Annotated in this window: 20 protein-coding genes; 7 read left to right on the top strand and 13 right to left on the bottom strand. The window is 69.2% G+C overall.

Going from position 1 to position 21508, the window contains the following annotated elements; translation table 11 throughout:
- Positions 1–173 precede the first annotated feature (173 nt).
- Together AB0I10_RS11450 and AB0I10_RS11445 are read right to left on the bottom strand one after the other, a co-directional pair.
- On the bottom strand, positions 174–449 hold the full coding sequence (locus tag AB0I10_RS11450; RefSeq protein ID WP_363152158.1) for a hypothetical protein: 276 nt from the start codon (positions 447–449) through the stop codon (positions 174–176).
- Positions 446–1417, bottom strand: coding sequence for an SPFH domain-containing protein (locus AB0I10_RS11445; protein ID WP_363152157.1), 972 nt, complete (start codon positions 1415–1417; stop codon positions 446–448). Before AB0I10_RS11445 ends, AB0I10_RS11450 begins: the two co-directional genes overlap by 4 nt.
- Before the next feature lie 308 nt (positions 1418–1725).
- Here AB0I10_RS11445 and AB0I10_RS11440 point away from each other — a divergent pair, with 308 nt between their 5' ends.
- Positions 1726–4005, top strand: a complete 2280-nt coding sequence (locus AB0I10_RS11440; RefSeq protein ID WP_363152156.1) for a transglycosylase domain-containing protein — start codon at positions 1726–1728, stop codon at positions 4003–4005.
- Positions 4006–4105: 100 nt separating this feature from the next.
- Here the strand turns inward: AB0I10_RS11440 and AB0I10_RS11435 are convergent, their stop codons facing one another.
- From AB0I10_RS11435 to AB0I10_RS11415, 5 genes are all read right to left on the bottom strand, one after another.
- Complete coding sequence (locus AB0I10_RS11435) at positions 4106–5569, bottom strand: catalase (protein ID WP_363152155.1); 1464 nt, start codon at positions 5567–5569, stop codon at positions 4106–4108.
- Positions 5570–5731: 162 nt separating this feature from the next.
- Positions 5732–7981, bottom strand: coding sequence for a SpoIIE family protein phosphatase (locus tag AB0I10_RS11430; protein ID WP_363152265.1), 2250 nt, complete (start codon positions 7979–7981; stop codon positions 5732–5734).
- Positions 7982–8374: 393 nt separating this feature from the next.
- Positions 8375–9058 carry a class I SAM-dependent methyltransferase gene (locus tag AB0I10_RS11425; RefSeq protein WP_363152154.1) on the bottom strand — a complete coding sequence of 228 codons (684 nt, stop codon included), beginning with the start codon at positions 9056–9058 and terminating at the stop codon, positions 8375–8377.
- Between the two features lie 251 nt (positions 9059–9309).
- Complete coding sequence (locus tag AB0I10_RS11420) at positions 9310–10035, bottom strand: DUF402 domain-containing protein (protein WP_363152153.1); 726 nt, start codon at positions 10033–10035, stop codon at positions 9310–9312.
- 131 nt (positions 10036–10166) lie between these two features.
- Positions 10167–11603, bottom strand: a complete 1437-nt coding sequence (locus tag AB0I10_RS11415) for a class II fumarate hydratase (RefSeq protein ID WP_363152264.1) — start codon at positions 11601–11603, stop codon at positions 10167–10169.
- Positions 11604–11979: 376 nt separating this feature from the next.
- On the opposite strand from AB0I10_RS11415, the gene AB0I10_RS11410 reads away from it, so the two are divergent.
- Positions 11980–12384 (top strand): hypothetical protein, encoded by a 405-nt coding sequence (locus AB0I10_RS11410; protein ID WP_363152152.1) that lies wholly within the window; start codon positions 11980–11982, stop codon positions 12382–12384.
- Positions 12381–14684 carry a tetratricopeptide repeat protein gene (locus AB0I10_RS11405; protein ID WP_363152151.1) on the top strand — a complete coding sequence of 768 codons (2304 nt, stop codon included), beginning with the start codon at positions 12381–12383 and terminating at the stop codon, positions 14682–14684. The genes AB0I10_RS11410 and AB0I10_RS11405 overlap by 4 nt, the downstream gene beginning before the upstream one ends.
- 46 nt (positions 14685–14730) lie before the next feature.
- On the opposite strand, the gene AB0I10_RS11400 is transcribed toward AB0I10_RS11405, so the two are convergent.
- The 3 genes from AB0I10_RS11400 to AB0I10_RS11390 all read right to left on the bottom strand — a co-directional run bounded on the left by AB0I10_RS11400 (position 14731) and on the right by AB0I10_RS11390 (position 16053).
- The gene (locus AB0I10_RS11400; RefSeq protein WP_363152263.1) at positions 14731–14919 is read right to left on the bottom strand and encodes a DUF397 domain-containing protein; all 189 of its coding nucleotides are present in this window, start codon (positions 14917–14919) and stop codon (positions 14731–14733) included.
- Between the two features lie 89 nt (positions 14920–15008).
- Entirely contained in the window at positions 15009–15146 is a 138-nt protein-coding gene (locus AB0I10_RS11395) for a DUF397 domain-containing protein (RefSeq protein ID WP_363152150.1), read from the bottom strand.
- Complete coding sequence (locus AB0I10_RS11390) at positions 15109–16053, bottom strand: DUF5753 domain-containing protein (protein WP_363152149.1); 945 nt, start codon at positions 16051–16053, stop codon at positions 15109–15111. Before AB0I10_RS11390 ends, AB0I10_RS11395 begins: the two co-directional genes overlap by 38 nt.
- Positions 16054–16333: 280 nt before the next feature.
- On the opposite strand from AB0I10_RS11390, the gene AB0I10_RS11385 reads away from it, so the two are divergent.
- Complete coding sequence (locus AB0I10_RS11385; protein ID WP_363152148.1) at positions 16334–16486, top strand: hypothetical protein; 153 nt, start codon at positions 16334–16336, stop codon at positions 16484–16486.
- On the top strand, positions 16483–16677 hold the full coding sequence (locus AB0I10_RS11380; protein ID WP_363152147.1) for a hypothetical protein: 195 nt from the start codon (positions 16483–16485) through the stop codon (positions 16675–16677). Before AB0I10_RS11385 ends, AB0I10_RS11380 begins: the two co-directional genes overlap by 4 nt.
- Positions 16678–16800: 123 nt before the next feature.
- Here the strand turns inward: AB0I10_RS11380 and AB0I10_RS11375 are convergent, their stop codons facing one another.
- Positions 16801–18495 carry a fumarate hydratase gene (locus AB0I10_RS11375; RefSeq protein ID WP_363152146.1) on the bottom strand — a complete coding sequence of 565 codons (1695 nt, stop codon included), beginning with the start codon at positions 18493–18495 and terminating at the stop codon, positions 16801–16803.
- A 241-nt stretch (positions 18496–18736) separates the two neighbouring features.
- On the opposite strand from AB0I10_RS11375, the gene AB0I10_RS11370 reads away from it, so the two are divergent.
- The gene (locus tag AB0I10_RS11370; RefSeq protein ID WP_363152262.1) at positions 18737–19411 is read left to right on the top strand and encodes a DUF1707 domain-containing protein; all 675 of its coding nucleotides are present in this window, start codon (positions 18737–18739) and stop codon (positions 19409–19411) included.
- A 265-nt stretch (positions 19412–19676) separates the two neighbouring features.
- On the top strand, positions 19677–20036 hold the full coding sequence (locus AB0I10_RS11365) for a WhiB family transcriptional regulator (protein WP_136743062.1): 360 nt from the start codon (positions 19677–19679) through the stop codon (positions 20034–20036).
- 108 nt (positions 20037–20144) lie between these two features.
- On the opposite strand, the gene glpX is transcribed toward AB0I10_RS11365, so the two are convergent.
- Together glpX and AB0I10_RS11355 are read right to left on the bottom strand one after the other, a co-directional pair.
- Positions 20145–21176 carry a class II fructose-bisphosphatase gene (gene glpX / locus AB0I10_RS11360; protein WP_363152145.1) on the bottom strand — a complete coding sequence of 344 codons (1032 nt, stop codon included), beginning with the start codon at positions 21174–21176 and terminating at the stop codon, positions 20145–20147.
- Between the two features lie 133 nt (positions 21177–21309).
- Positions 21310–21501, bottom strand: a complete 192-nt coding sequence (locus AB0I10_RS11355) for a hypothetical protein (RefSeq protein ID WP_363152144.1) — start codon at positions 21499–21501, stop codon at positions 21310–21312.
- Positions 21502–21508: the final 7 nt, after the last annotated feature.

The raw sequence follows: 21508 nt of genomic DNA, 5'->3' as shown, positions 1-21508 counted from the left end.
GCGCGGGCCTCCGGGAGTGCGGGCAGGGGGCGTCGCCCTGTACGTGCGAGGGGCATGCCGAGCACTCTACATGAGGTGTATACGCGTGGTGTATAGCTAAATGATCCGGCCGGGAGGGCGGGACCACCGGGCGGGCACAGGGCCTGCCCGGTGGGTCATGGCCGGGCCTGCGGTCAGCCGCCGTCCGACGGCTCCGGCGCCGGAGGCTCCTTCGGTGGCCGCCCCCGCCGTGGGATCGCCCCCGCGCCCCGGGGCAGCCGCCCCGCATCCGACAGCGCCTTGCGAAGCAGGAACTCGATCTGCGCGTTGGCGCTGCGCAGTTCGTCGTTGGCCCAGCGCGAGAGAGCGTCGTGGATCAGCGGGTCCAGCCGCAGCAGCACCTGCTTGCGCTGCTGCGGCCGTCGCGCGGGGGGCTGCTCGCCCTCGGCGCCGGGGGTCTCGGGGCTCACTGGTAGAGGGACCCGGTGTTCAGGACGGGCTGGGCCGCCCGGTCGCCGCACAGCACCACCATCAGGTTGCTGACCATGGCGGCCTTGCGCTCCTCGTCCAGCTCGACGATGCCCTGCTCGTTGATCCGCGCCAGCGCCTGCTCGACCATGCCGACCGCGCCCTCGACGATCTGCTGGCGGGCCGCGACGACCGCGCCGGCCTGCTGCCGCTGGAGCATCGCGGAGGCGATCTCGGGTGCGTAGGCGAGGTGGCTGAAGCGGGACTCGATGATCCGTACGCCGGCGGCCTGGACCCGGGCGGTCAGTTCGACGGCGAGCTTCTCGGTGATCTCCTCGGCGTTGCCGCGCAGCGACAGACCGTCCTCGTCGTGCGCGTCATAGGGGTACTCGATCGCAATGTGCCGGACGGCCGCCTCGGTCTGGGTGGCGACGAACTCCAGGAAGTCGTCGACCTCGAAGAGCGCCTGCGCGGTGTCGTCGACCTTCCAGACGACGATCGAGGCCAGCTCGATCGGGTTGCCGTAGGCGTCGTTGACCTTCAGTACCGCGGTCTCGTGGTTGCGCACCCGGGTGGAGATCTTCTGGGCGCTGGTGAGCGGGTTGACCCAGCGCAGACCGTCGGTACGGATGGTGCCGACGTACCGGCCGAAGAGCTGGATGACCCGGGCCTCGCCGGGGGCGACCATCTTCACGCCGGTCATGCAGAAGATCGAGCCGATCAGCAGCAGGATGCCGACGATGAACATCGGTACGCCGGCCGCGTTGTTCCCGTCTGAGCCGAGCACCCCACCGGCGATCATGACCGCGATGCCGAGGAAGACCCCGAGCACGGTCAACAGCAGGGCGACGCCGCCCGGGATGCTGTGTGCCGGCGTCTCGCGGACCTCGGGCTCGGGCATGTCGGGAGCGTCGACGGCGAGCTCACCGCCGGGGTCGGTGGCGAGGTCGGCCGGCATCTGGTCGGACATAGGGGTCCCCGTTTCTCCTGGTGCGGTGCGTGATGTCCACCGCACCGAGCGGTGTCCCATCGCTGTGATGTGCACCGCTGTGTGTGATGGCATCGTTCTAGCAAACTGCTATCACTTTAACCGGCCGCACCCCGGCCGTCCAGCGGGAACGCGGGCCGATGGGCAACGCCGGGCCCCCGTTCCCCGCATGCCGGGTGCTGTTTGTCACGTCGGGAAAAGCCGAGATCGATGAGCATTTGCTGACAGATGCGGTGTTAGCTTCGATGGCTGAGTTTTCTGGGGGCGGAACGACTGGAGTTGCTGGAGAGATGGGCCGAGCGGACGCGAGACGGGCGCGACAGGGGAGCGCCCGCCGGGCCAAACCGAAACAGCGGAAGAGCGGCATACGCCGCCTCTTCACCTGGAAGAAGATCCTCGGGACCTTCCTCGGCGTATGCCTGCTGGGCATCGCCGGCTTCATCGGGCTGTACCTGTATGTGGACGTCCCCGAGGACGGCAACGAGAACGCGACCGCGCAGGGCAACGTCTTCAAGTACGCCGACGGCAAGATCCTGGCCCGGGGCGGCGTCAACCGCGAGAACGTCCCGCTCAGCCGGATACCGAAGGCCGTCCAGTACACCTTCGTCGCCGCCGAGAACAAGACCTTCTTCCAGGACTCCGGCGTCGATCTGAAGGGCACAGCCCGCGGCATCCTCAAGACCCTCATGGGCGAGGGCAAGCAGGGCGGCTCGACGATCACCCAGCAGTACGTCAAGAACTACTACCTGAGCCAGGAGCAGACGGTCTCCCGCAAGCTCCAGGAGATCGTCATCTCCCTCAAGGTGGACAACAAGTTCAGCAAGCGAGAGATCCTCGCCGGCTACATCAACACCAGCTACTACGGCCGCGGCGCGTACGGCATCCAGGCCGCCGCCCAGGCCTATTACGGCGTGGACGTCGAGAAGCTCACCGTCTCGCAGGGCGCCTACCTCGCCTCGCTGCTCCAGGCGCCGAGCCAGTACGACTGGACCTCCGCGACCGCAGCCGGCCAGAAGCGGGTCAAGGAGCGCTGGGCGTACACCCTCGACAACATGGTCGAGATGCACGAGCTCTCCCCGGAGGATCGGGCCAAGCAGACGTTCCAGATACCCAAGGCCCCCAAGGGCCTGCCCGGCGTGACCGGCCAGGCCAGCTACATCATCGACCAGGCGAAGAAGGAACTCTTCGCCCAGGGCGTCGACGAGAAGAACTTCGAAGCCGGCGGCTGGACGGTCACCCTCGGCATCAACAAGGGCAAGCAGAACGCGCTGGAGAAGGCCGTCAAGCGCAAGCTGACCGACGACCTCAATGCGAAGAGGCGACCGGTCGACGGCGATGCGCAGCTCGGCGCCACCTCCGTGGACCCCAAGACCGGCCATATCGTCGCGATGTACGGCGGCGCGGGCTACCCGAAGCACTACACCAACAACTCGACGCGCACCGACTACCAGCCCGCCTCCACCTTCAAGCCGCTGATCCTCGCATCGGCGCTGGAGAACCGAGCGAAGACCCAGGGCAGACTGCCGATCACCCCGGACACGATCTACGACGGCCGTAACCGCCGCCCGGTCGTCGGCGGCACCATCCCCTTCGCGCCGCCCAACGAGGACGAGCACGAGTACGGGAAGATCAGCGTCCAGACGGCGACGAACAACTCCGTCAACGCGGTCTTCGCGCAGATGGGCCAGGACGTCGGCCTGGACGAGGTCAAGAAGACCGCGGTCGAACTGGGCATGGACGGCGCCAAGATGGACGTCAAGCCCGCCATGACACTGGGCACCATGGGCGCCAGCCCGCTCCAGATGGCCGGGGCGTACGCCACGCTCGACAACCACGGCAAGAAGGTCACCCCGACCCTCGTCACCAAGGCCGTGCACAACGCCAACGGCGCCGAGACGGAACTCCCGATGAAGGACCCCATCGGCGACCAGGTCCTCAGCCGTGAGACCGCCGACACCCTCACCTCCGTCCTCACGGGCGTGGTCAACGACGGCACGGCTTCGGACGCGGTGAAGAACACCGACTACAAGGCGGCGGGCAAGACCGGCACCTCCGACGACAACAAGTCGGCGTGGTTCGTGGGCTACACGCCCAAGCTGGTCACCGCGGTCGGCATGTTCGGCGAGTCCCCCAAGGGCGGCGCCCAGGTCACCCTGAAGGGCACCGGTGGCGGCGGCCGCGTCAACGGCGGCGGCTATCCGGCGAGGGTGTGGGCCGACTACACCTCGGCCGCGCTCGGCGGCAACACCGGGGCCGACTTCGACCTCGAAACCGACCTCGGTGCCGGGGTGCCCCCGACCGTCGCCCCGACGCCGACCCGCACCCCCAGCGCCACCCCGACGCCGACGCCGACGCCGAGCGGTACGCCGTCGCAGACCCCCAGCGATACGCCGTCGCAGACCCCGACGGAATCCGGGACCGGTACGCCGACCGGCCCGCCCACCTCGACCCCGACCGGCGGCCCCTTCCCGCCGGACGGCGGCACGACGGACGGCACCGACGGCGATACCGGGGGCACCGGCGGCCGCCCCAACAAAAAGGGCGACAGCACCCTGTACGGCTTCGAGTAACGCCCGTTCAGCAGCCCCCATCAGCACCGCGGCCCCTGCCTCAAGGCGGGGGCCGCGGTGCGGTCGGGGGCTGCTTCATGCCCTCAAGACATGGGGAGGGTCAGCCGCCGTTGATCTTCTTGGCGATCCGGTCGCCCACGTTCTTGTCGATGTTGCGCCAGTACTGCAGCGCGCGGTCCAGTACCCGACGGCTCACGCCGTTCAGCAGATGGCCGGAGACATTGCCGACCAGCCGGTCGCGGGCCGCGTCGTCGAGGACCTCGCGCACCATCGTGCCCGGCTGCCCCCAGTCATCGTCGTCGCGGCGCAGCGTGTACGCCGTACGCACCATCTCGCCGCTGGTCTCCCAGCCCGCCGGCTCACCGAACTGCGCGGTGTCCGCGGACGGGCCGCCGTACGAGTTCGGGGCGTACACCCGCCCCACCCGGGCCGGGTCGAAGCGCATCGGGCCGTCCTTGGCGTACGCGTGGACGGGGACATGCGACCGGTTGGGCGGCAACTGCGCGTAGTTCGGGCCGATGCGGTACCGGTGGGTGTCCGGGTAGGAGAACATCCGGCCCAGCAGCATCTTGTCCGGTGACGGGCCGACGCCCGGCACCATGTTGGACGGCTCGAAGGCCGCCTGCTCGATGTGGACGAAGAAATCATCCGGGTTCTTGTTGAGCGTCATCCGCCCGACCTCGATCAGCGGGTAGTCGCCGTGCGGCCACACCTTGGTCAGGTCGAACGGGTTGAAGCGGTAGTCCGGGGCGTCCCCGAACGGCATGACCTGCACATACAGCGTCCACGAGGGGGCGTTGCCGCCCTCGATGGCGTCATGCAGATCGCGGCGGTGGCAGTCGGCGTCCTCGCCGGCCAGCCGGTCCGCGTCCTCCTGGGTGAGGAAGTCGATGCCCTGGTCGGTCTTGAAGTGGTACTTGATCCAGAACTTCTCGCCGCCGGCGTTGATCCACATGTAGGTGTGCGAGCCGTAGCCGTTCATGTTCCGGTAGGTCTTGGGGATGCCGCGGTCGCCCATCAGCCAGGTGACCATGTGCGCCGACTCCGGCGACAGCGTCCAGAAGTCCCACTGCATGTCGTTGTCGCGCAGCCCGCTGTCCGGCTGCCGCTTCTGCGAGCGGATGAAGTCCTGGAACTTGATCGTGTCACGGACGAAGAAGATCGGGGTGTTGTTGCCCACCAGGTCGTAGTTGCCGTGCTCGGTGTAGAACTTCAGGGCGAAGCCACGCGGGTCGCGCCAGGTGTCGGGGGAGCCCTGCTCGCCCGCGACGGTCGAGAAGCGGGCCAGCATGTCGGTGGTCTTGCCCGGTTGGAAGAGATCCGCCTTGGTGAACTGGCTGACGTCATTGGTGACTTGGAAGAATCCGTACGCGCCGCTGCCCTTGGCGTGCACCACCCGCTCGGGGACCCGTTCGCGGTTGAACTGGGCCATCTTCTCGATGAGGTAGTGATCATGGAGCAGGATGGGGCCGTCCGGGCCCACCGTCAGCGAGTGCTCGTCGCTCTCCACCGGAATGCCGGCGTTGTTCGTGGTGCGCGGGACATTCTGCGAGGTGCTGGTCATTGGAGGGATGCCTCCCGGTTGACGACTGAAGCGGGGCCATAGGGGCGGTTTATCCTATTTGTCCACTCACGTAGTCAACTCCTCCGATGGCATGTGGGCAAGAGTTGGACCCCGTCCGGTCTCAGACGGGGTCCAATATGTGGGACGGAGGTCGCGCGGGGATCAGCCGCGGGCCGCTCCCGCCGGCATCGACAGCTCGAACCAGACGACCTTTCCCATGCTCAGCCGGGTCGCACCCCAGCGCCGCGCCATCCGGTTGACCAGGTAGAGACCCCGCCCGCCCTCGTCGGACGGCCGGGCCTGACGCAGCCGCGGCAGCTGCGGAACATCGTCCCCGACCTCGCAGCGCAGGACGTCCGTCCGCAGCAACCGCAGCGTCACCGGCCGCTCCGCATACCGCACCGCATTGGTCACCACCTCGCTGACCAGCAGCTCCACCTGGTCGGTCAGCTCGTCCAGACCCCAGCGCGCCAGCGCTCGGCGGGCCAGCCGGCGCGCCTGCCCCGCCGTCTGCGCCTTCGGGTCCAGATACCAGTACGCGACATCGCTCGGCGCGATCCCGTCGAACCGGGCCGCCAGCAGCGCGATGTCGTCATCGCGGTCGCCGGGACCCAGCATGTCCAGCACCTCGTCGCACAGCGGCTCCAGCGGGGGCGGATTGGGACCCGTCAGCCGGGCCGTCTCCGTCAGCCGCTCCCGCAGCTGCTCGATCCCGGTCCACACGTCCCGGATCCGCGACTCCACCAGCCCATCGGTGTAGAGCACCAGCGTGGCGCCCGCCGGGGCGTCCAGCTCCACCGCCTCGAAGTCCACCCCGCCGACGCCGATCGGCGCGCCCGGCGGCACCCGCAGCACCTCCGCCCGGCCGCCGCGGTGCAGCATCACGGGCGGCGGATGCCCCGCGTTCGCGATGATGATCCGGTGCGCCACCGGGTCGTACACCGCGTACAGGCAGGTCGCCATCCGGTCCGAGCCCAGCCGCTGCGCCTGCTCGTCGAGATGGTGCAGCACCTCCTGCGGCGGCAGATCCAGCCCCGCCAGCGTCTGCGCCGTCGTCCGCAACTGCCCCATGATCGCGGCGGACGTCATCGAGTGCCCCATGACATCGCCGACCACCAGCGCCACCCGGCTGCCCGGCAGCGGGATCGCGTCGTACCAGTCGCCGCCCACCCGGGCCGTCTCGGCGGCCGGCAGATAACGGCTGGCCAGCCGAACACCGGTCGGCTGCGGCAGCGAGTCCGGCAGCATCGTGCGCTGCAGCGCATCGGCGATGTACGCCTCGCGGCCGTAGAGCACCGCCTTGTCCACACCCAGCGCGGTGTGCGTCGCCAGCTGGGCCGCCACCAGCAGATCGTCCGGCTCGAACGCCGGACGGTCCGGGCGGCGCAGGAACACCGCCGCGCCGATCACCCGCCGCCGGCCGCGCAGCGGCGCCAGGACCACCCGGTGGCCGCTGGGCAGCCGGGTGTCCGGCCCCAGCAGCTCGGGCAGCGCGGTACGCGCCGCCTGCGCCTCGCCGAACAACGGCCGCACACCCCGGAGCACCTCCGCCAGCGGGCCGCCGGGCCGCACCTCGGCCAGCTCGGCCGCGCTGCCGCCCATCGCGGGCCCGAGGTCCGGCTGCGCGGGCAGCACCGGCAGCCGGGTGCCGTTGGTGTCCGGCTCCTCCGGGATCCGGTCGGTACGGCGCAGCCGCAGCACCACCGGACCGGTCGGGCGCTCGTCGCCGACCGGCAGCGGATCGCGCAGATAGACGAGGATCGCGTCGGCGAAGGTCGGCACCGTCGCCCGGCACAGGCCGAGCACGATCTCGTCGAGGTCTATGCCGCGGGCGATCCGCCGGGTCGCCGCGCCGATGAACCGCAGCCGGTCGCCGCTCGCCTGCCGGGCCGCCACCTCGCCGTCACCGGGCTGCGGGGGATGCGCGGAACGAGCGGGTGCGGTGGGTTCCGGCGGGGGCGCCTGCGGGGGCACCGGCGCCCCCGTGGACCTGCCCGCGTCGCCGCCGCGGCCGCCGGCGGAAGCCGGCTGCCCACCCTCGCGCGGTCGGCCGAGGCCTTCGCCGGGGCGCGCGTTTTCGCCAGGGCGCTGACCCTCGCCCGGCTCGGGCGTCTCCGCGCTGCCGACCGCCGCCCGTGCGGCGTACCGGCCGGTGTGCTGATCGGGCTCCGGGCGCCCGGCGACCTCGCCGCCGTGCGGCCCGCCGGCCGTCGCCTGGACGGCCCGGGAGACCGCCGCGGCCGCGCCGTGCTCCCTTCCCCGGCTCGCGGCCTCCTGGGCCGTCTCAGCTCGCCCCGCCGCGCCGTGGTCCGCCACCGGCTCGTCATCGCCCCGGCCGGCCGGCCCCACGGAGGCCGCGACGGCAGGCCCGGCGAACCCGGGTGAACCGGCGCCTTCCGGGGCGCCGTACAGGCCGCCCTCCGAGCCGTCGTACGCCTCGCCGTATGCGCCGTCAGCCGGCCCGCCACACGCCCCCGCACCGCGGTACACACCATCGCCGACGGTGCCGCCGATGCCGATGTCGTCACCGCCGCGCACGGCGAAGCCGGTGCCGGGCACCGGCGCGAAGCCGGGCGCCGCGGGCTGGTGCAGGGCGCTGCGCGGGTCGGGGACCGCGCCCAGCGGCGCCGCCCCGGCCGGCCCCCGCAAAGGGGACGCCGAGGGCGCGGCGGTCGGGGCCGACTGCCGCGATTCCTGGGAGGTGGGGTGCTCCGTCACGCGTGGGATTCCATCCGTCCGGGGCTGCGCGCCCGACGCGCCGCGTTTCAAGCGCGTCGCCGGTGCGGACGCGCCTGACGCTGCGTCTCAGGCGCGTCGCAGGTGCAGAAAGAGCTGGATCTCGGGTGGTACGTCCGTACTCGCCGGGGCATACGCGAACGAGTCCTCCCCGGTGACGTCGAAACCCGCGTCGTGCACGATCCGGCGCAGGTCGTCCCGCAGGTAACCCGATACCCGGATCGAGTTGCCCAGGAACGGAATGGTGAAGTCGTCAACATCCGCCTCGACCATCGACAGAGCTAGCAGCCCGTCAGGTCGTAGCAGATCATGCAGCATGCCCAGTGCGTAAGGGATTTCCGCACGTGGCAGCATCAGCAGCGAGAAAAAAGCGGCAATTCCGTCGAAGGAACCGGAACCGCCGAGCCGTCCGTTCCGCAGATCGGCGATGTCCAGCCGGTGGAATTCCGCGGCCGGGACGTTGTCCCGGGCCAGTTTGATCATCGCGGGGGAGAAATCCACCCCCACCACACGATGCCCGGCATCGGACAGCTGACGGGCGGTCGGTACTCCCGTACCGCACCCGATGTCCAGGACGCGCGAAGCCGCCGGCAGTGTTTCGGCAAGCCAAGAACCCGCCGCGAGCTGGCCTTCCTTGTGCGGGAAAGCATCGTCGTAGCGGTCGCCGATCGCGTCGAACGCCTCGGCCTGGCCGGCCCGGTCAAGTGCTAACCGGTTCAGGCCCTCATAACTGTCGTAGCTGGCAGCGCTCACGACCTTGCCCCTCCTGCGACCGCGGTCAAGTTCGGTTTCCAGTTCTGGAGTTGCGCCTGTGCAGTCTTGCGGAGGACGATCCTACGTTTGAAGCCCGGGTGCACAGCAAGGGGGCTCGGGGGTGACTTGTGGAAGGTACTCCGCCAGGCCACGCGAATCCCTCTTGCCCAAACGCGAGTGGCCCTTGCTCATAGACGCACCTTTCCACGTTCGCCCCCTTCACTCCCTCCGCTTGGCTTTACTTCACTCGCTCACGACCGCAAATGCCCCGGTGCGCGGTCCCAGTCCTCCGGAAGCCGGGGCACCGGCCATCCCGGATCGGGCCGCCAGTTCTCCCAGCCGTCCGCGAACGGCCTGCCCCACGCCCCGATGTGCGCGACCGCGGCCCGGCCCGCCGACCGCACCTCGGCGGCCTGCTCCGCCGTCATCAGCCCGTCCCGCCGCGCCTGCGCGAACTCGTCCTCGTCCCGCCACTCCCAGTGCCGGTCCGGGTAGACGCAGATGTCAAGAAAATGGTCCTGCGAGTCGATACCGCCCGCCCAACGGCGTCGCGGCTCCTCCAAATTGACGTACCAGTTCTTGAACTGCCAGCCCCGCTCCCAGAACAGCCACACCGACCACGGATCGCCGGGCCTGGCCAGCTTCAGCACCCCCGTGCCGAACCAGTGGTCGCGGGCCGTACGCCGCGGCTTCGTGTAGCGGGTGGCCAGCGGCTCGCGGTGTACGGGCGTTCCGTCGGCGAGCACCGGCCGGACACAGGCGGTGCCCGGAGCCATCCACACCGCGAGCAGCTCGTCGGTGTCCTGCACAACGGTCATGGGCCGGCAGATATGGATGCGATCGGGCTCGGCATTGTCCCGGTAGCGCCACAGAATGTGGTCGCCCGGCGCCCAGCGCGCCCGCCGCGCGCCACCGGCCGCCGCGCGGGTGCCGGTCGTCGTCTCGCCTTCCGTCGTATCCACCATGTCCGCTGTCATGCGCAGATCTTAGGGGCGCGGCGTTACGCCCGCCGTGACCTGAGCCGCACCGCCGTTACGGATGCGTCATCTGTGACCGGAGTCGTACTGCCGTCACGGAATCGTCATCCGGGATGTGACGCGCACCACCATTACGGATGCGTCATCCGCAGTACGTCGAGCGCCTGGTCAAGCTGCTCTTCCGTCACCAGCCCACGCTCGACATATCCCCCCTCGATGACCACTTGCCGAATGGTCTTCCGCTCCGCCAGCGACTTCTTGGCGACCTTCGCCGCCTCCTCATACCCGAGGTACTTATTCAGCGGCGTAACCACCGACGGCGACGACTCCGCGTACTCACGCGCCCGTTCGGCATTCGCGGTGATCCCGTCCACGGTCCGGTCCGCCAGCAGCCGCGAGACATTCGCCAGCAGCCGCACCGATTCCAGTACGTTCCTGGCGATCACCGGCAGCATCACATTCAACTCGAAGTTCCCGGCCGCCCCGGCCGCAGCGACCGTGGCGTCATTCCCGGTGACCTGCGCCGCGACCATCAACACCGCCTCCGGGATCACCGGATTCACCTTCCCCGGCATGATCGAAGACCCCGGCTGAAGATCGGGCAGCGCAATCTCGGCAAGCCCGGTACGCGGCCCCGAAGCCATCCACCGCAGATCATTGGAAATCTTCGTCAGCCCCACCCCGATGGTGCGCAACTGCCCGCTGATCTCCACAATCCCGTCGCGCGCACCCTGCGCCTCGAAATGGTCCCGAGCCTCCGTCAGCGGCAGCCCCGTCGCCCGCGCCACCTCCTCGATCACCGCCGCCGAGAAACCGGGCGGAGTATTGATCCCCGTCCCCACGGCCGTCCCGCCCAACGGAAGTTCGGCCAGCCGCGGCAACGAGGCGCGCAGCCGCTCCACGCCGTACCTGATCTGCGCCGCGTACCCGCCGAATTCCTGACCCAGCGTCACGGGCGTGGCATCCATCAGATGCGTCCGCCCCGACTTCACCACCGCCGCGAATTCCGCCGCCTTACGCTCCAGCGAGGCGGCGAGGTGGTCGAGCGCCGGAACCAGATCACGGGTGACCGCCGCCGTGGCCGCGATATGAATCGAGGACGGAAAGACGTCATTGGACGACTGACTGGCGTTCACATGGTCATTGGGATGCACGTCCCGTCCCAGCCGCTCGCTCGCCAGCGTCGCGATGACCTCATTCGTATTCATATTCGACGACGTCCCGGACCCCGTCTGAAACACGTCGATCGGAAAGTGCTCGTCCCACTTCCCGTCGGCGACCTCCCCGGCCGCCTCCTGGATCGCCCCCGCCACATCCTTGTCGACCACCCCCAGCTCGGCATTGACCTTGGCCGCCGCAGCCTTGATCCGTGCCAGCGCCTCGATATGCGCCCGCTCCAGCCGCTGCCCCGAGATCGGGAAATTCTCCACCGCGCGCTGCGTCTGCGCCCGCCACTTGGCGTGCGCGGGCACCCGCACCTCGCCCATGGAGTCGTGCTCGGTGCGAAAGGCGGGGGTGCCGCCGACGCCGGGGGTGCCGAGGTTGCCGAAGTCGTTGTTCTCGCTCATATCTGATTCAGTACCCGAGGCCGCGATTATGTTCCCGGATGCGGGCACCGGCTCACCGATCGGCACACGTACGGACGAGGGCCCGACTCCGAAGAGCCGGGCCCGCCTGTCCGCACCGCTCAGCGGCGATGCCGCGGCGTCACCGCGTCACGAACCCGTTCGGGTGCTTGGAGCCGCGTACGAGTGGGTGATGATCGAGCCGATCCTGCCGGCCCTGGCCGGAGCGCTCGCAAGGACCACGACCGGTGCCCGTGGGTGACCAGAGATTAGTCTCTACAAGACTCAGGGCGGCTCATTGCTCTGAATGCCTACGAGACAACTCGACCAAGAGTTACGTCAGTTGGCACACAGACCGGGATCGCGGGGTGGGGGAGCGGTGTTGGACGAGGCGGGTACGGCGCTGGTGACGCTGATGGTGACGGCTGCCTGGGAGCAGGCCCGGGAGGGGGTCGTCGCGGTATGGCGGCGGATCCGGCCCGGCCAGGAAGACAGGGTGGAGGAGGAACTGGAGGAAGCCCGGACGGAATTGGTCCAGGCCGAGCAGGACGGTGACGCGGAGCAGGTGCGCCAGGACTTGGCTGCCGAGTGGCAGGCGCGGTTGCGGCGCGTGCTGCGTGACGAGCCCGAGGCCGCAGCGGAGCTGCAGCGCATCCTGGATGACGCGCGCGGTGCTGTGCCGGAAGAGGCGCGGCCATCGGTGCGGATGCAGGCCCGGGCCGAGGGGCACGGACGGGTGTTCCAAGCGGGCAGGGACATACACCTCTCCGGAGGCCGGGCATGAGCCCGGACGGCATCGAGGGGGCTGGATTCGGGGCCGCCGCCTACGGACAGGGCCGCATCTTCCAGTCCGAGCGCGACATCCAGATCACCGAGCACCACCATCATGGAACACCGGGATTCGGAAGCGGCCCGGCCTCGGTGCGGGTACCGCTGGCAGCGCCTTTGCGGGCAGGGCTGCACGACCGCGAGGAACTGCGCGAGGAACTCCTGTCGTCCCTGCGGACGCACGGCGAGGTGCACGTCCTGCACGGATTCGGCGGGTGCGGCAAGACCGCGTTGGCTCGCTGGCTCTTCGAGCAGGCAGCGCCCTCGACGGTGGCCATGTGGGTGGAAGCCACCACCGAGTCACAGTTACGAGGCGGCATGCTCGCCGTCGCCGCCGACCGTGGCGCGACGCCACAAGAGGTCCAGGCCGCCCAGGAGGGCCGACGGGCCGCCGCGGACCTGGTGTGGCAGCACCTGGACGCCTCCCCCGAGCCCTGGCTGCTCATCCTGGACAACGCGGACGACCCCAGGCTGCTGAGAGACGGGTGGTTGCGCCGGTCAGCCCGGGGAACCGTCGTGGTGACCTCACGGCAGGCCGTTGACCCGGCATGGATGGCGGTGCGGGCCAGCCCGCATCGGGTGGATGTGCTGCCCGCGCTGGAGGCGGCTCGTCTGCTCCACGATCTGGCGCCGGGAGAACAGCAGCCGGAGGCAGCCCTACGTCTCGCACAGAGGCTCGGCTGCCACCCCCTGGCTCTGACCCTGGCAGGAGGCTTCCTTGCCCAACAGCTCTTGGAGAGCTGGACGGTGGAGGAATACCTGGAGCGGTTGGAAGAGAATCCGGTCAGCCTGCTGGATCGTGGCGCCGGCCTGGACGGCGGAGCACGCCAGCGGCTGAGCCTGACCTGGCAGCTGTCACTGGACGCCCTCGCCGAGCGCGGTGTCCCCGAGGCGATGGCCACCCTGCGGCTGCTGTCCTGCTTCGCGGACGCCCCCGTGCCCCTGCTGCTGCTCGCCCCCACCGCGTTGCTCACCGTCCAGGTGCCCGGCCTGTCGGCGGAACGGGTCGAGGCCGGCCTGCACGGGTTGATCTCGGCGTCACTGGTCGACCTGGTCGAGGTGTCCACCGGCCAAGGACGGCCGCATACGCGCTGCGTGAAAGCACATGGCCTACTGCTGGAGACGGTGGCTGCCGCCCTCCCGGCCGACGAGCGTGAGCAGCTCACCGAGGTGGCGGCCAAGCTGGTGAGCCGGGCCGTTCGCGAGGCGGGTGGCGAAAGCACCCTGGTTGAGCCTCATCTCCTGAGGCTTCTGACATCCGACAGCGCCGACGAAGAACTGCTCGACGCAGCACGGCAGATACGCACGGCACACGATGACGCGGGCCGGTGGTCGGACGCGGCGCATTTGGCTGCGGGCGTTGCGCAGCACAGTGAGCGATCCAGGACGGCCGATCCCGCCACCGTGGTGGCTGACGCCATCGCGCTCGGAAAGATCATGTATCAGGGTGGCGATCTCTCCACGGCTGTGACCGTGCTGTGTGACGCGCTGGACCGAGCCAAGGAGATGGCAGATCAGGCACCGCTGCTCCTGGCCGACGCGTACGCACACACTGCGTTCACGAAGGGCATGCTCGGCGAGTACGCCGAGGAATATGAGCTCAGGCTCAAGGCGGCAGCGATCCGGAAGCGGGTCCTGGGAACGACCCATGCCGACACGGCAGATGTCATTCGCCTGCAGGTGGGCAGCCTGTACCTCATGGGGCGCTTCGGTGAGGCACTTACCTTGTCGCGAGAGTTGATCGACCTTCTTCCGAGGCTGCACGGCGAACGCAGGGAAGAGGTCGCCGCTCTTTCTCAGCTCATGCGCGCAGCTGTGATGCGACACGCCCTCATCGTGTCTCGAACGTCCGATCAGGTTCCAGGTGATGAGGTACAGAGGCTCACATGGGCCGAAGCGGGGGAGCGAGCCCAGGAAGCTCTTCAGGCGCACATCAGACACTTCGGCTCCACCCATATCCGTACTGTCTCAGCGCGGTCCAACCTGGCCCTCGTGTTGTGGGAGCTCGGCCACAAGGACAGGGCGATAGACGAATTGCGTCGGGTGCTGGCGTCCCGTAGTGCGGAGCTGGGAGAAGATCATCCATTCGCCATCGCGGACGCTGCCGACCTCGCGCGGCTACTGAGCCTCAGCGGCGCCAAGGCCGAAGCGGCTCAGCTGGCAGAGCGGGCACACGCCGATGCCCTGAGGACCCTGGGCCCCGAGCACCGGACTACTCGCCAATGCGTCGCAGCGCTGGACAGCGCGCGCGGGTAGACGTACGACGCCAACGGCGCCCGCCGAAGCGGGCGCCGCTATGTGTTCAGTCGCTGGCCGGGAAGTCCCCGGCTTTCACGCTCGTTATGAACGTGGTCCAGGCTCTGTCGGGTATGAGCAGTGCTGAGCCGTGGGGGTCTTTGGAGTCACGTACGGAGATGACGGCGGGGTAGTTGTCGGCGACCTCGACGCAGCTGCCCTCGTTGCTACCGCAGTAGCTGCTCTTACGCCAGATGGCTGCACTGAGATCGGGATGGGAATGCGCGCGGAATGGTGGGTGTTTCCTATGCCACGGCGCCCGCCGAAGCGGGCGCCGTTGTGTGTTCAGGTGGTGGCCGGGAAGTCGCCGGATTTCACGCTCGTTATGAACGTGGTCCAGGCTCTGTCGGGTATGAGCAGGGCGGGGCTGTGCGGATTTTTGGAGTCACGGACGGGGACGAGGCTCGGGTAGCCGTCGGCCACCTCGATGCAGTCCCCGCCCTCCTGATCGCTGTAGCTGGACTTGCGCCAGGCGGCGGCGCTCAGATCGGGACGGGATGCGCTCAGCACGGTAGGTGCCCTCCATCACGGATCGGATCATGTCGAGTGACATGTTCTGCGGCAGGGCCATAGCCCGCACCCGATCGTAAATTACCGAAAAGGACGCCACCTCCCCTGGCTCGTCGAAGAGTTGGCCAAAGCCTGGGGCGTCGATGTAGGCCGATTTGGAGCCGTCCGGCATGGTCAAGAGCGTGAGGGACCGACCGGTGACTGCGTGCCCACCGCTACTGAACGGCAGCACCTGGAGCGTGATGCGGGGGTGCTCCGCCGCCTCCAGGAGCCGGGCGAGCTGGGTCTGCGTCACCACTGGACCGCCGATGGGACGCATAAGCACGGACTCGTCGAGGATGATCCACAGCTGGGGGCCATTGGGCTCGTCGAGTCTCGCCTGACGCCCGAGCCGCGCGGACACTCGATCCTCCAACTGCTCGACGGAATCGAGCGTTCGGCCAAGACTCAACACGGCGCGGGCGTAGTCCTCTGTCTGAAGAAGACCGGGAACGAAGGCAGCCGCGTACTGCTTGATGTCCACGGCCCGTTCCGAGAGTGCGATGTACGCCCGCGCCCAGTCCGGGAACGACTCTCGATGGACGTAGGCCCACAGCTCAACGAGCAACTCGTCCGCGCCCACGGCCTCGTCCAAGGTCTTCGCCAACTCCAGCGTCGGCTTGGCGCCCGTCGCCCGCTCGATCTGGTTGATGCGTGTGCTGTGCGTGCGTGCCAGCACGCCCAGTGCGGACTGGGTCAGCCCAGCCGTCAAACGGAGTCTGCGAAGACGCCTCCCGAACAGCGCCGCCATGGATTCCGAAGGGTCAATTTCTTTGGCCATAGCCTCACTTCCGCCCTGAAGCCTGCAGGAATAAGGTCCTGCTCCCTTCCGAAGCCTATGCCGCACGGCAACCATGTGAGTACGGAATGTGAAAGACCCCGGCGGCCGCTAGCGACGGCCCCGGGGCATGGTCAACGCTTACAAGGAGCGTCAACATGACTCACCTTATTGCCCGTTGCCTTGATTGGGTGCGGGAATTACTTATTCCCCGCGCTTCGGGGCGCCATCGCGCCATCCCCGCAACACACACTTGCCCCGTGACCGTCCGTACGGTCCTTGTGTGGCCCTGGAATCCGCCGCAAACGCCCGTCGCAGCGCGCCCCTGCAAGCCGCGCACAGTCGAGCCATCAGTAGACGGTGCAGCACACCCATCGTCCGCCCCTACTACGTCGCGTACGAGCAGCAGCCGCAGCCCGTCGAGGTGGTCTGGTGAGTGCCGATGAAAAGCAATCGCGTACGTCCCGGCAGTCGTTGATGACCCTGCGCGCCTACACCGCGAGGCCGGACGGTGCCGTACGGGAGGAGCGCGCGCGGGTCCACGTACTGGCCGGGGACAGAGCCAACGTGTACGGCCTCAGCCAGGCCTGGCCGCCGTGCGCCTGCCCCCGCCATCGGGGGCAGTAAGGGATGGAGCCCCTGGCCATTGGCCAGGGGCTCCACAGGTCGCTTCGAGGCGCGCGTCAGCTTCCCGACCGCACCGGAATGCTGGTGTTGTGATCCTCAGCCGCTCGCGGGCGGCTGCCAAAGTCAGGACGAGCGTACCGGGATCGACGTGAACGTAGGCGCCGGCGCCGGGTCCTGGAAGAAGTCGTTGCCCTTGTCGTCCACCACGATGAACGCCGGGAAGTCCTCGACCTCGATCTTCCAGACCGCCTCCATGCCCAGCTCCTCGTACTCCAGGACCTCGACCTTCTTGATGCAGTCCTGGGCCAGGCGGGCGGCCGGGCCGCCGATGGAGCCGAGGTAGAAGCCGCCGTGCGTGCCGCAGGCGTCGGTGACCTGCTGGGAGCGGTTGCCCTTGGCGAGCATGACCTTGGAGCCGCCGGCCGCCTGGAACTGCTCGACATAGGCGTCCATACGGCCCGCGGTCGTCGGGCCGAAGGAGCCGGACGCGTAGCCCTCGGGGGTCTTGGCCGGGCCGGCGTAGTAGACCGGGTGGTTCTTCAGGTACTCCGGCATGCCCTCGCCCGCGTCCAGGCGTTCCTTGATCTTGGCGTGCGCGATGTCGCGGGCGACGACCAGCGTGCCGGTCAGCGACAGCCGGGTCTTGACCGGGTGCTTGGTCAGCTCGGCGAGGATGTCGTCCATCGGGCGGTTGAGGTCGATGGCGATCGCGTCGAGGTCCGGGCCCGCGCCCTTCGTCAGTTCCTCGTCGGTGGTCTCCGGGAGGAAGCGGGCGGGGTCCGTCTCCAGCTGCTCCAGGAAGACGCCCTCGGCGGTGATCTTCGCGACGGCCTGGCGGTCCGCGGAACAGGAGACCGCGATGGCGACCGGGCAGGACGCGCCGTGCCGCGGGAGGCGGACCACGCGGACGTCATGGCAGAAGTACTTGCCGCCGAACTGCGCGCCGATGCCGATCTTCTGCGTCAGCTCGAAGACCTTCTCCTCAAGGTCCTTGTCGCGGAAGCCGTGGCCGGTGGGGGAGCCCTCCGCCGGCAGCTCGTCCAGGTAGTGCGCGGAGGCGTACTTGGCCGTCTTGAGCGCGTACTCGGCACTCGTACCGCCGACCACGATCGCCAGGTGGTACGGCGGGCAGGCGGCCGTACCCAGCGAGCGGATCTTCTGCTCCAGGAACTTCATCATGGAGGCCTCGTTGAGGACCGCCTTGGTCTCCTGGAAGAGGAAGGACTTGTTGGCGCTGCCGCCGCCCTTGGCCATGAAGAGGAACTTGTAGGCGCCGCCGTCGGTCGCGTACAGCTCGATCTGCGCCGGGAGGTTGGAACCGGTGTTCTTCTCCTCCCACATCGTCAGCGGGGCCATCTGCGAGTAGCGCAGGTTGAGCTGCGTGTACGCGTCGTAGATGCCGCGGGAGAGGGCCGCCTCGTCGCCGCCCTCGGTCAGCACGTGCTGGCCGCGCTTGCCCATGACGATCGCGGTACCGGTGTCCTGGCACATCGGGAGCACGCCGGCCGCCGCGATATTGGCGTTCTTCAGCAGGTCCAGCGCGACGAAACGGTCGTTGGGGCTGGCCTCGGGGTCGTCCAGGATCTTGCGGAGCTGGGCGAGGTGGGTCGGGCGCAGATAGTGCGAGATGTCGTGCATCGCCTCGGCGGCCAGCTTGCGCAGCGCCTCCGGCTCGACCTTGAGGAACGTACGGCCATCCGCCTCGAAGGTGCTCACACCCTCGGCGGTCACCAGGCGGTACGGGGTGTTGTCCTCGCCCGTGGGCAGAAGGTCGGTGTAGGCAAATGCCGGGAGGGGCGGGCGGGAAGAGGCAGGCATCGCGGCCAATCCTTACTCGACGATGGCTTCGGCTGACATCAACGGCAGCGCCTGAACAGCGTAGAACCCCGGTGACCCGGTGTCGGTGTGAGGTAAGGCTCAGTGGCCGGACCGCCCGCCTGCCCCCGTTCCCTGGTCGCGATCTATCGCGTTTCGCTACGCTGCTGGTGTGGACGTACCGGACGCACCAGACGACAGCGGTTCGCGGCCCCCCGAGCCCGCGCAGCGGCCCGCCGAGCCCGTGAAACTGACCAAGCCCGCAACGGCCCCGCCCGCCGAGGCCGATATCCGCGCGTCTGACGCGGACCGCGACCGGGTCGCCGAGATCCTCCGGGAGGCGCTCGCGGAGGGCCGGCTGGACGCCGAGGAGCACGCCGAGCGGATCGATCTGGTCTATCGCGCCAAGACCATGGGTGAGCTGGCGCCGATGGTGCGGGATCTGCCCGTGGCGGGCGCCGGCCGTCCGCAGTTCAGCCCCGGCGCATACCCGTCCGCGAGCGGCGCCCCGCTGCCGGACCAGAATCTGGTGGCGATCTTCAGCGCCTCGACCCGCAAGGGCCGTTGGCGGGTGCCGGCGCGGATCAACGCCGTCGCGATCTTCGGCAGTGTGGAGATCGATCTGACCGAGGCGGTCTTTCCGCAGCAGCAGATCCAGATCAATGTCACCGCCATCCTCGGCAGCGTGGAGATCCGGGTCCCGGAGAACATCACGCTGCGCAGCAGTGGCTCCGGCGTCCTGGGCGCCTTCGAGGTGGAGACGAACGACGCGGTGGACGATGACGCCCCGCAGGTCCTGGTCAACGGCTATGCCGTGCTGGGCAGCGTCGAGGCCAAGCCCAAGCGCGGCGCCTGGATCCACGATCTGCGCCATCGGCTGCGGGCCGAGCGCCGCGAGCGCCGGGACCGGCTCACGTAAGACCCATGGTGGGTGGCCGTAGCGGTCCGGCGGGCATGAATGGCCGTAACGGGTCCGGCGATTGCGTGTGACGGGTTCGGTGAGTGCGGCTTTCCGGGGCGGCTGTTGCGGGGGTGCGGCCACGATCGCCACCGTGTGCATAAGCGCGCGTACAGCGGGTAGGGCTGGTGCATCGTCTCTCGTACGGCTGCGGGGTGCGAATAGCCGTGCGCAGCGAGACGGGCAAGGGTGATTTCTTCGCCGAAGCCGTCGTCAGGAGTAGACCGTGCTGCTACCGCATCAGCCCCTGCAGGATGCCGCTGTCGTTCCGTCCCAGCGATTGACCGCTCGCGACGAGGCCGGCCCCTGGCATTCGGAGGCGGTGTGCCGCCGGGACGAAGCCGGGCTGTTCTTCGCCCCGTCCAAGGAGCCGACCGCCGCGCGGCTGGCCAGGGAGGAGGCCGCAAAGCGGGTGTGTGCCCGCTGCCCGGTGATGGTCGAGTGCCGGGAGCATGCGCTGCTCCAACCGGAGCCGTACGGCGTCTGGGGTGGGCTGACCGCCGCGGAGCGCCGGGTCGTGCTGGCCCGCCGTCGTCGGCGGGAGTCCGAGCTCCAGCGCGCCGCCCATATGCCTGCGGCGGGCTGAGTACCGGACAACGGGACATATGGGCCGCTTCGCCCCCGCCGGAGACTCTCCGGCGGGGGCGAAGTGCGTGTGGCCGCCGGCCAGTTGCCCGACCGGCTGGAGCGCGGACTAGCTGGGGCGCTCGAAGTCCACCGAGCTGTACGCGCGGAGCTTGGAGAGCCGGTGCTCGGAGTCGATCTGGCGGATGGTGCCGGACTTGGAGCGCATCACCAGCGACTGGGTGTAGGCGGTCTCCGCGCGGTAGCGCACACCGCGCAGCAGCTCGCCGTCCGTGATGCCGGTGGCGACGAAGAAGACGTTGTCGCCTTGGACCAGGTCCTCGATCTGCAGGACCTTGTCCAGGTCGTGGCCGGCGTCGAGGGCGCGCTGCCGCTCGTCGTCGTCCTTGGGCCACAGCTTGGCCTGGATGGTGCCGCCCATGCACTTGAGGGCGCACGCGGCGATGATGCCCTCGGGGGTGCCGCCGATGCCCAGCAGCAGGTCGACGCCGGTGCCCTCGCGGGCCGCCATGATCGCGCCGGCGACATCGCCGTCGGAGATGAACTTGATCCGGGCGCCGGCCTCGCGGACCTCCTTGACCAGGCCGTCGTGGCGGGGCCGGTCCAGGATGACGACGGTGACGTCCTCGACGGCGGACTTCTTCGCCTTGGCGATCCGGCGGATGTTGACGGCCACCGGGGCGTTGATGTCGACGAAGTCGGCGGCCTCGGGGCCGGTGGCGAGCTTGTCCATGTAGAAGACGGCGGACGGGTCGAACATCGAGCCGCGCTCGGCGACGGCCATGACGGACACGGCGTTGGCCATGCCCTTGGCGGTGAGCGTGGTGCCGTCCACGGGGTCCACGGCCACGTCGCACTCGGGGCCGGTGCCGTCGCCGACGCGCTCGCCGTTGTAGAGCATCGGGGCGTTGTCCTTCTCGCCCTCCCCGATGACCACGACGCCGTTCATCGACACGGTGTGGATCAGAGCGCGCATGGCCTTGACCGCCGCGCCGTCCGCGCCGTTCTTGTCACCCCGTCCGACCCAGCGGCCCGACGCCATGGCACCGGCCTCGGTGACCCGGACCAGCTCCAGGGCGAGGTTGCGGTCGGGGGCTTCGGGGCTGACCTCAAGGGGGGACGGGAGATGGTGCTCGGTCATCGAGCGCACCTTTCTGTACGGCGACGGCCGGAAGGCTGAGGGTGGCTGTGCGGGGGTTCGCGGGTGTTCCCCCAGACGTTCACAGTATCGGTACGTCGCGAAGATGAGCAGGGGGCCCTTCGCATGAGCAGCGTCAAAGATTGCCGTCGGCGGAGGTGAATGCGCTGGTGAGGAGCTTGCGCGGGTCGGTGGCATTGGCTGGTACGGGCCGGTCGGCGAAGCTTCGTAACGGCCGCTCGTGGAGCTGCGTGCCGGCCGGCGGCCCGGTCGCGGCGCGGTGGGTGACCGCCGTCACCGGGGGGTCCGTCGGGGCCGCGGCGGGCATGGGGGAC

This window comes from Streptomyces sp. NPDC050636 (assembly GCF_040654775.1).
GTDB lineage: Bacteria > Actinomycetota > Actinomycetes > Streptomycetales > Streptomycetaceae > Streptomyces.
The sequence above is the reverse complement of the archived record's forward strand: the minus strand, read 5'-3'. Positions and strand labels throughout refer to the sequence as shown.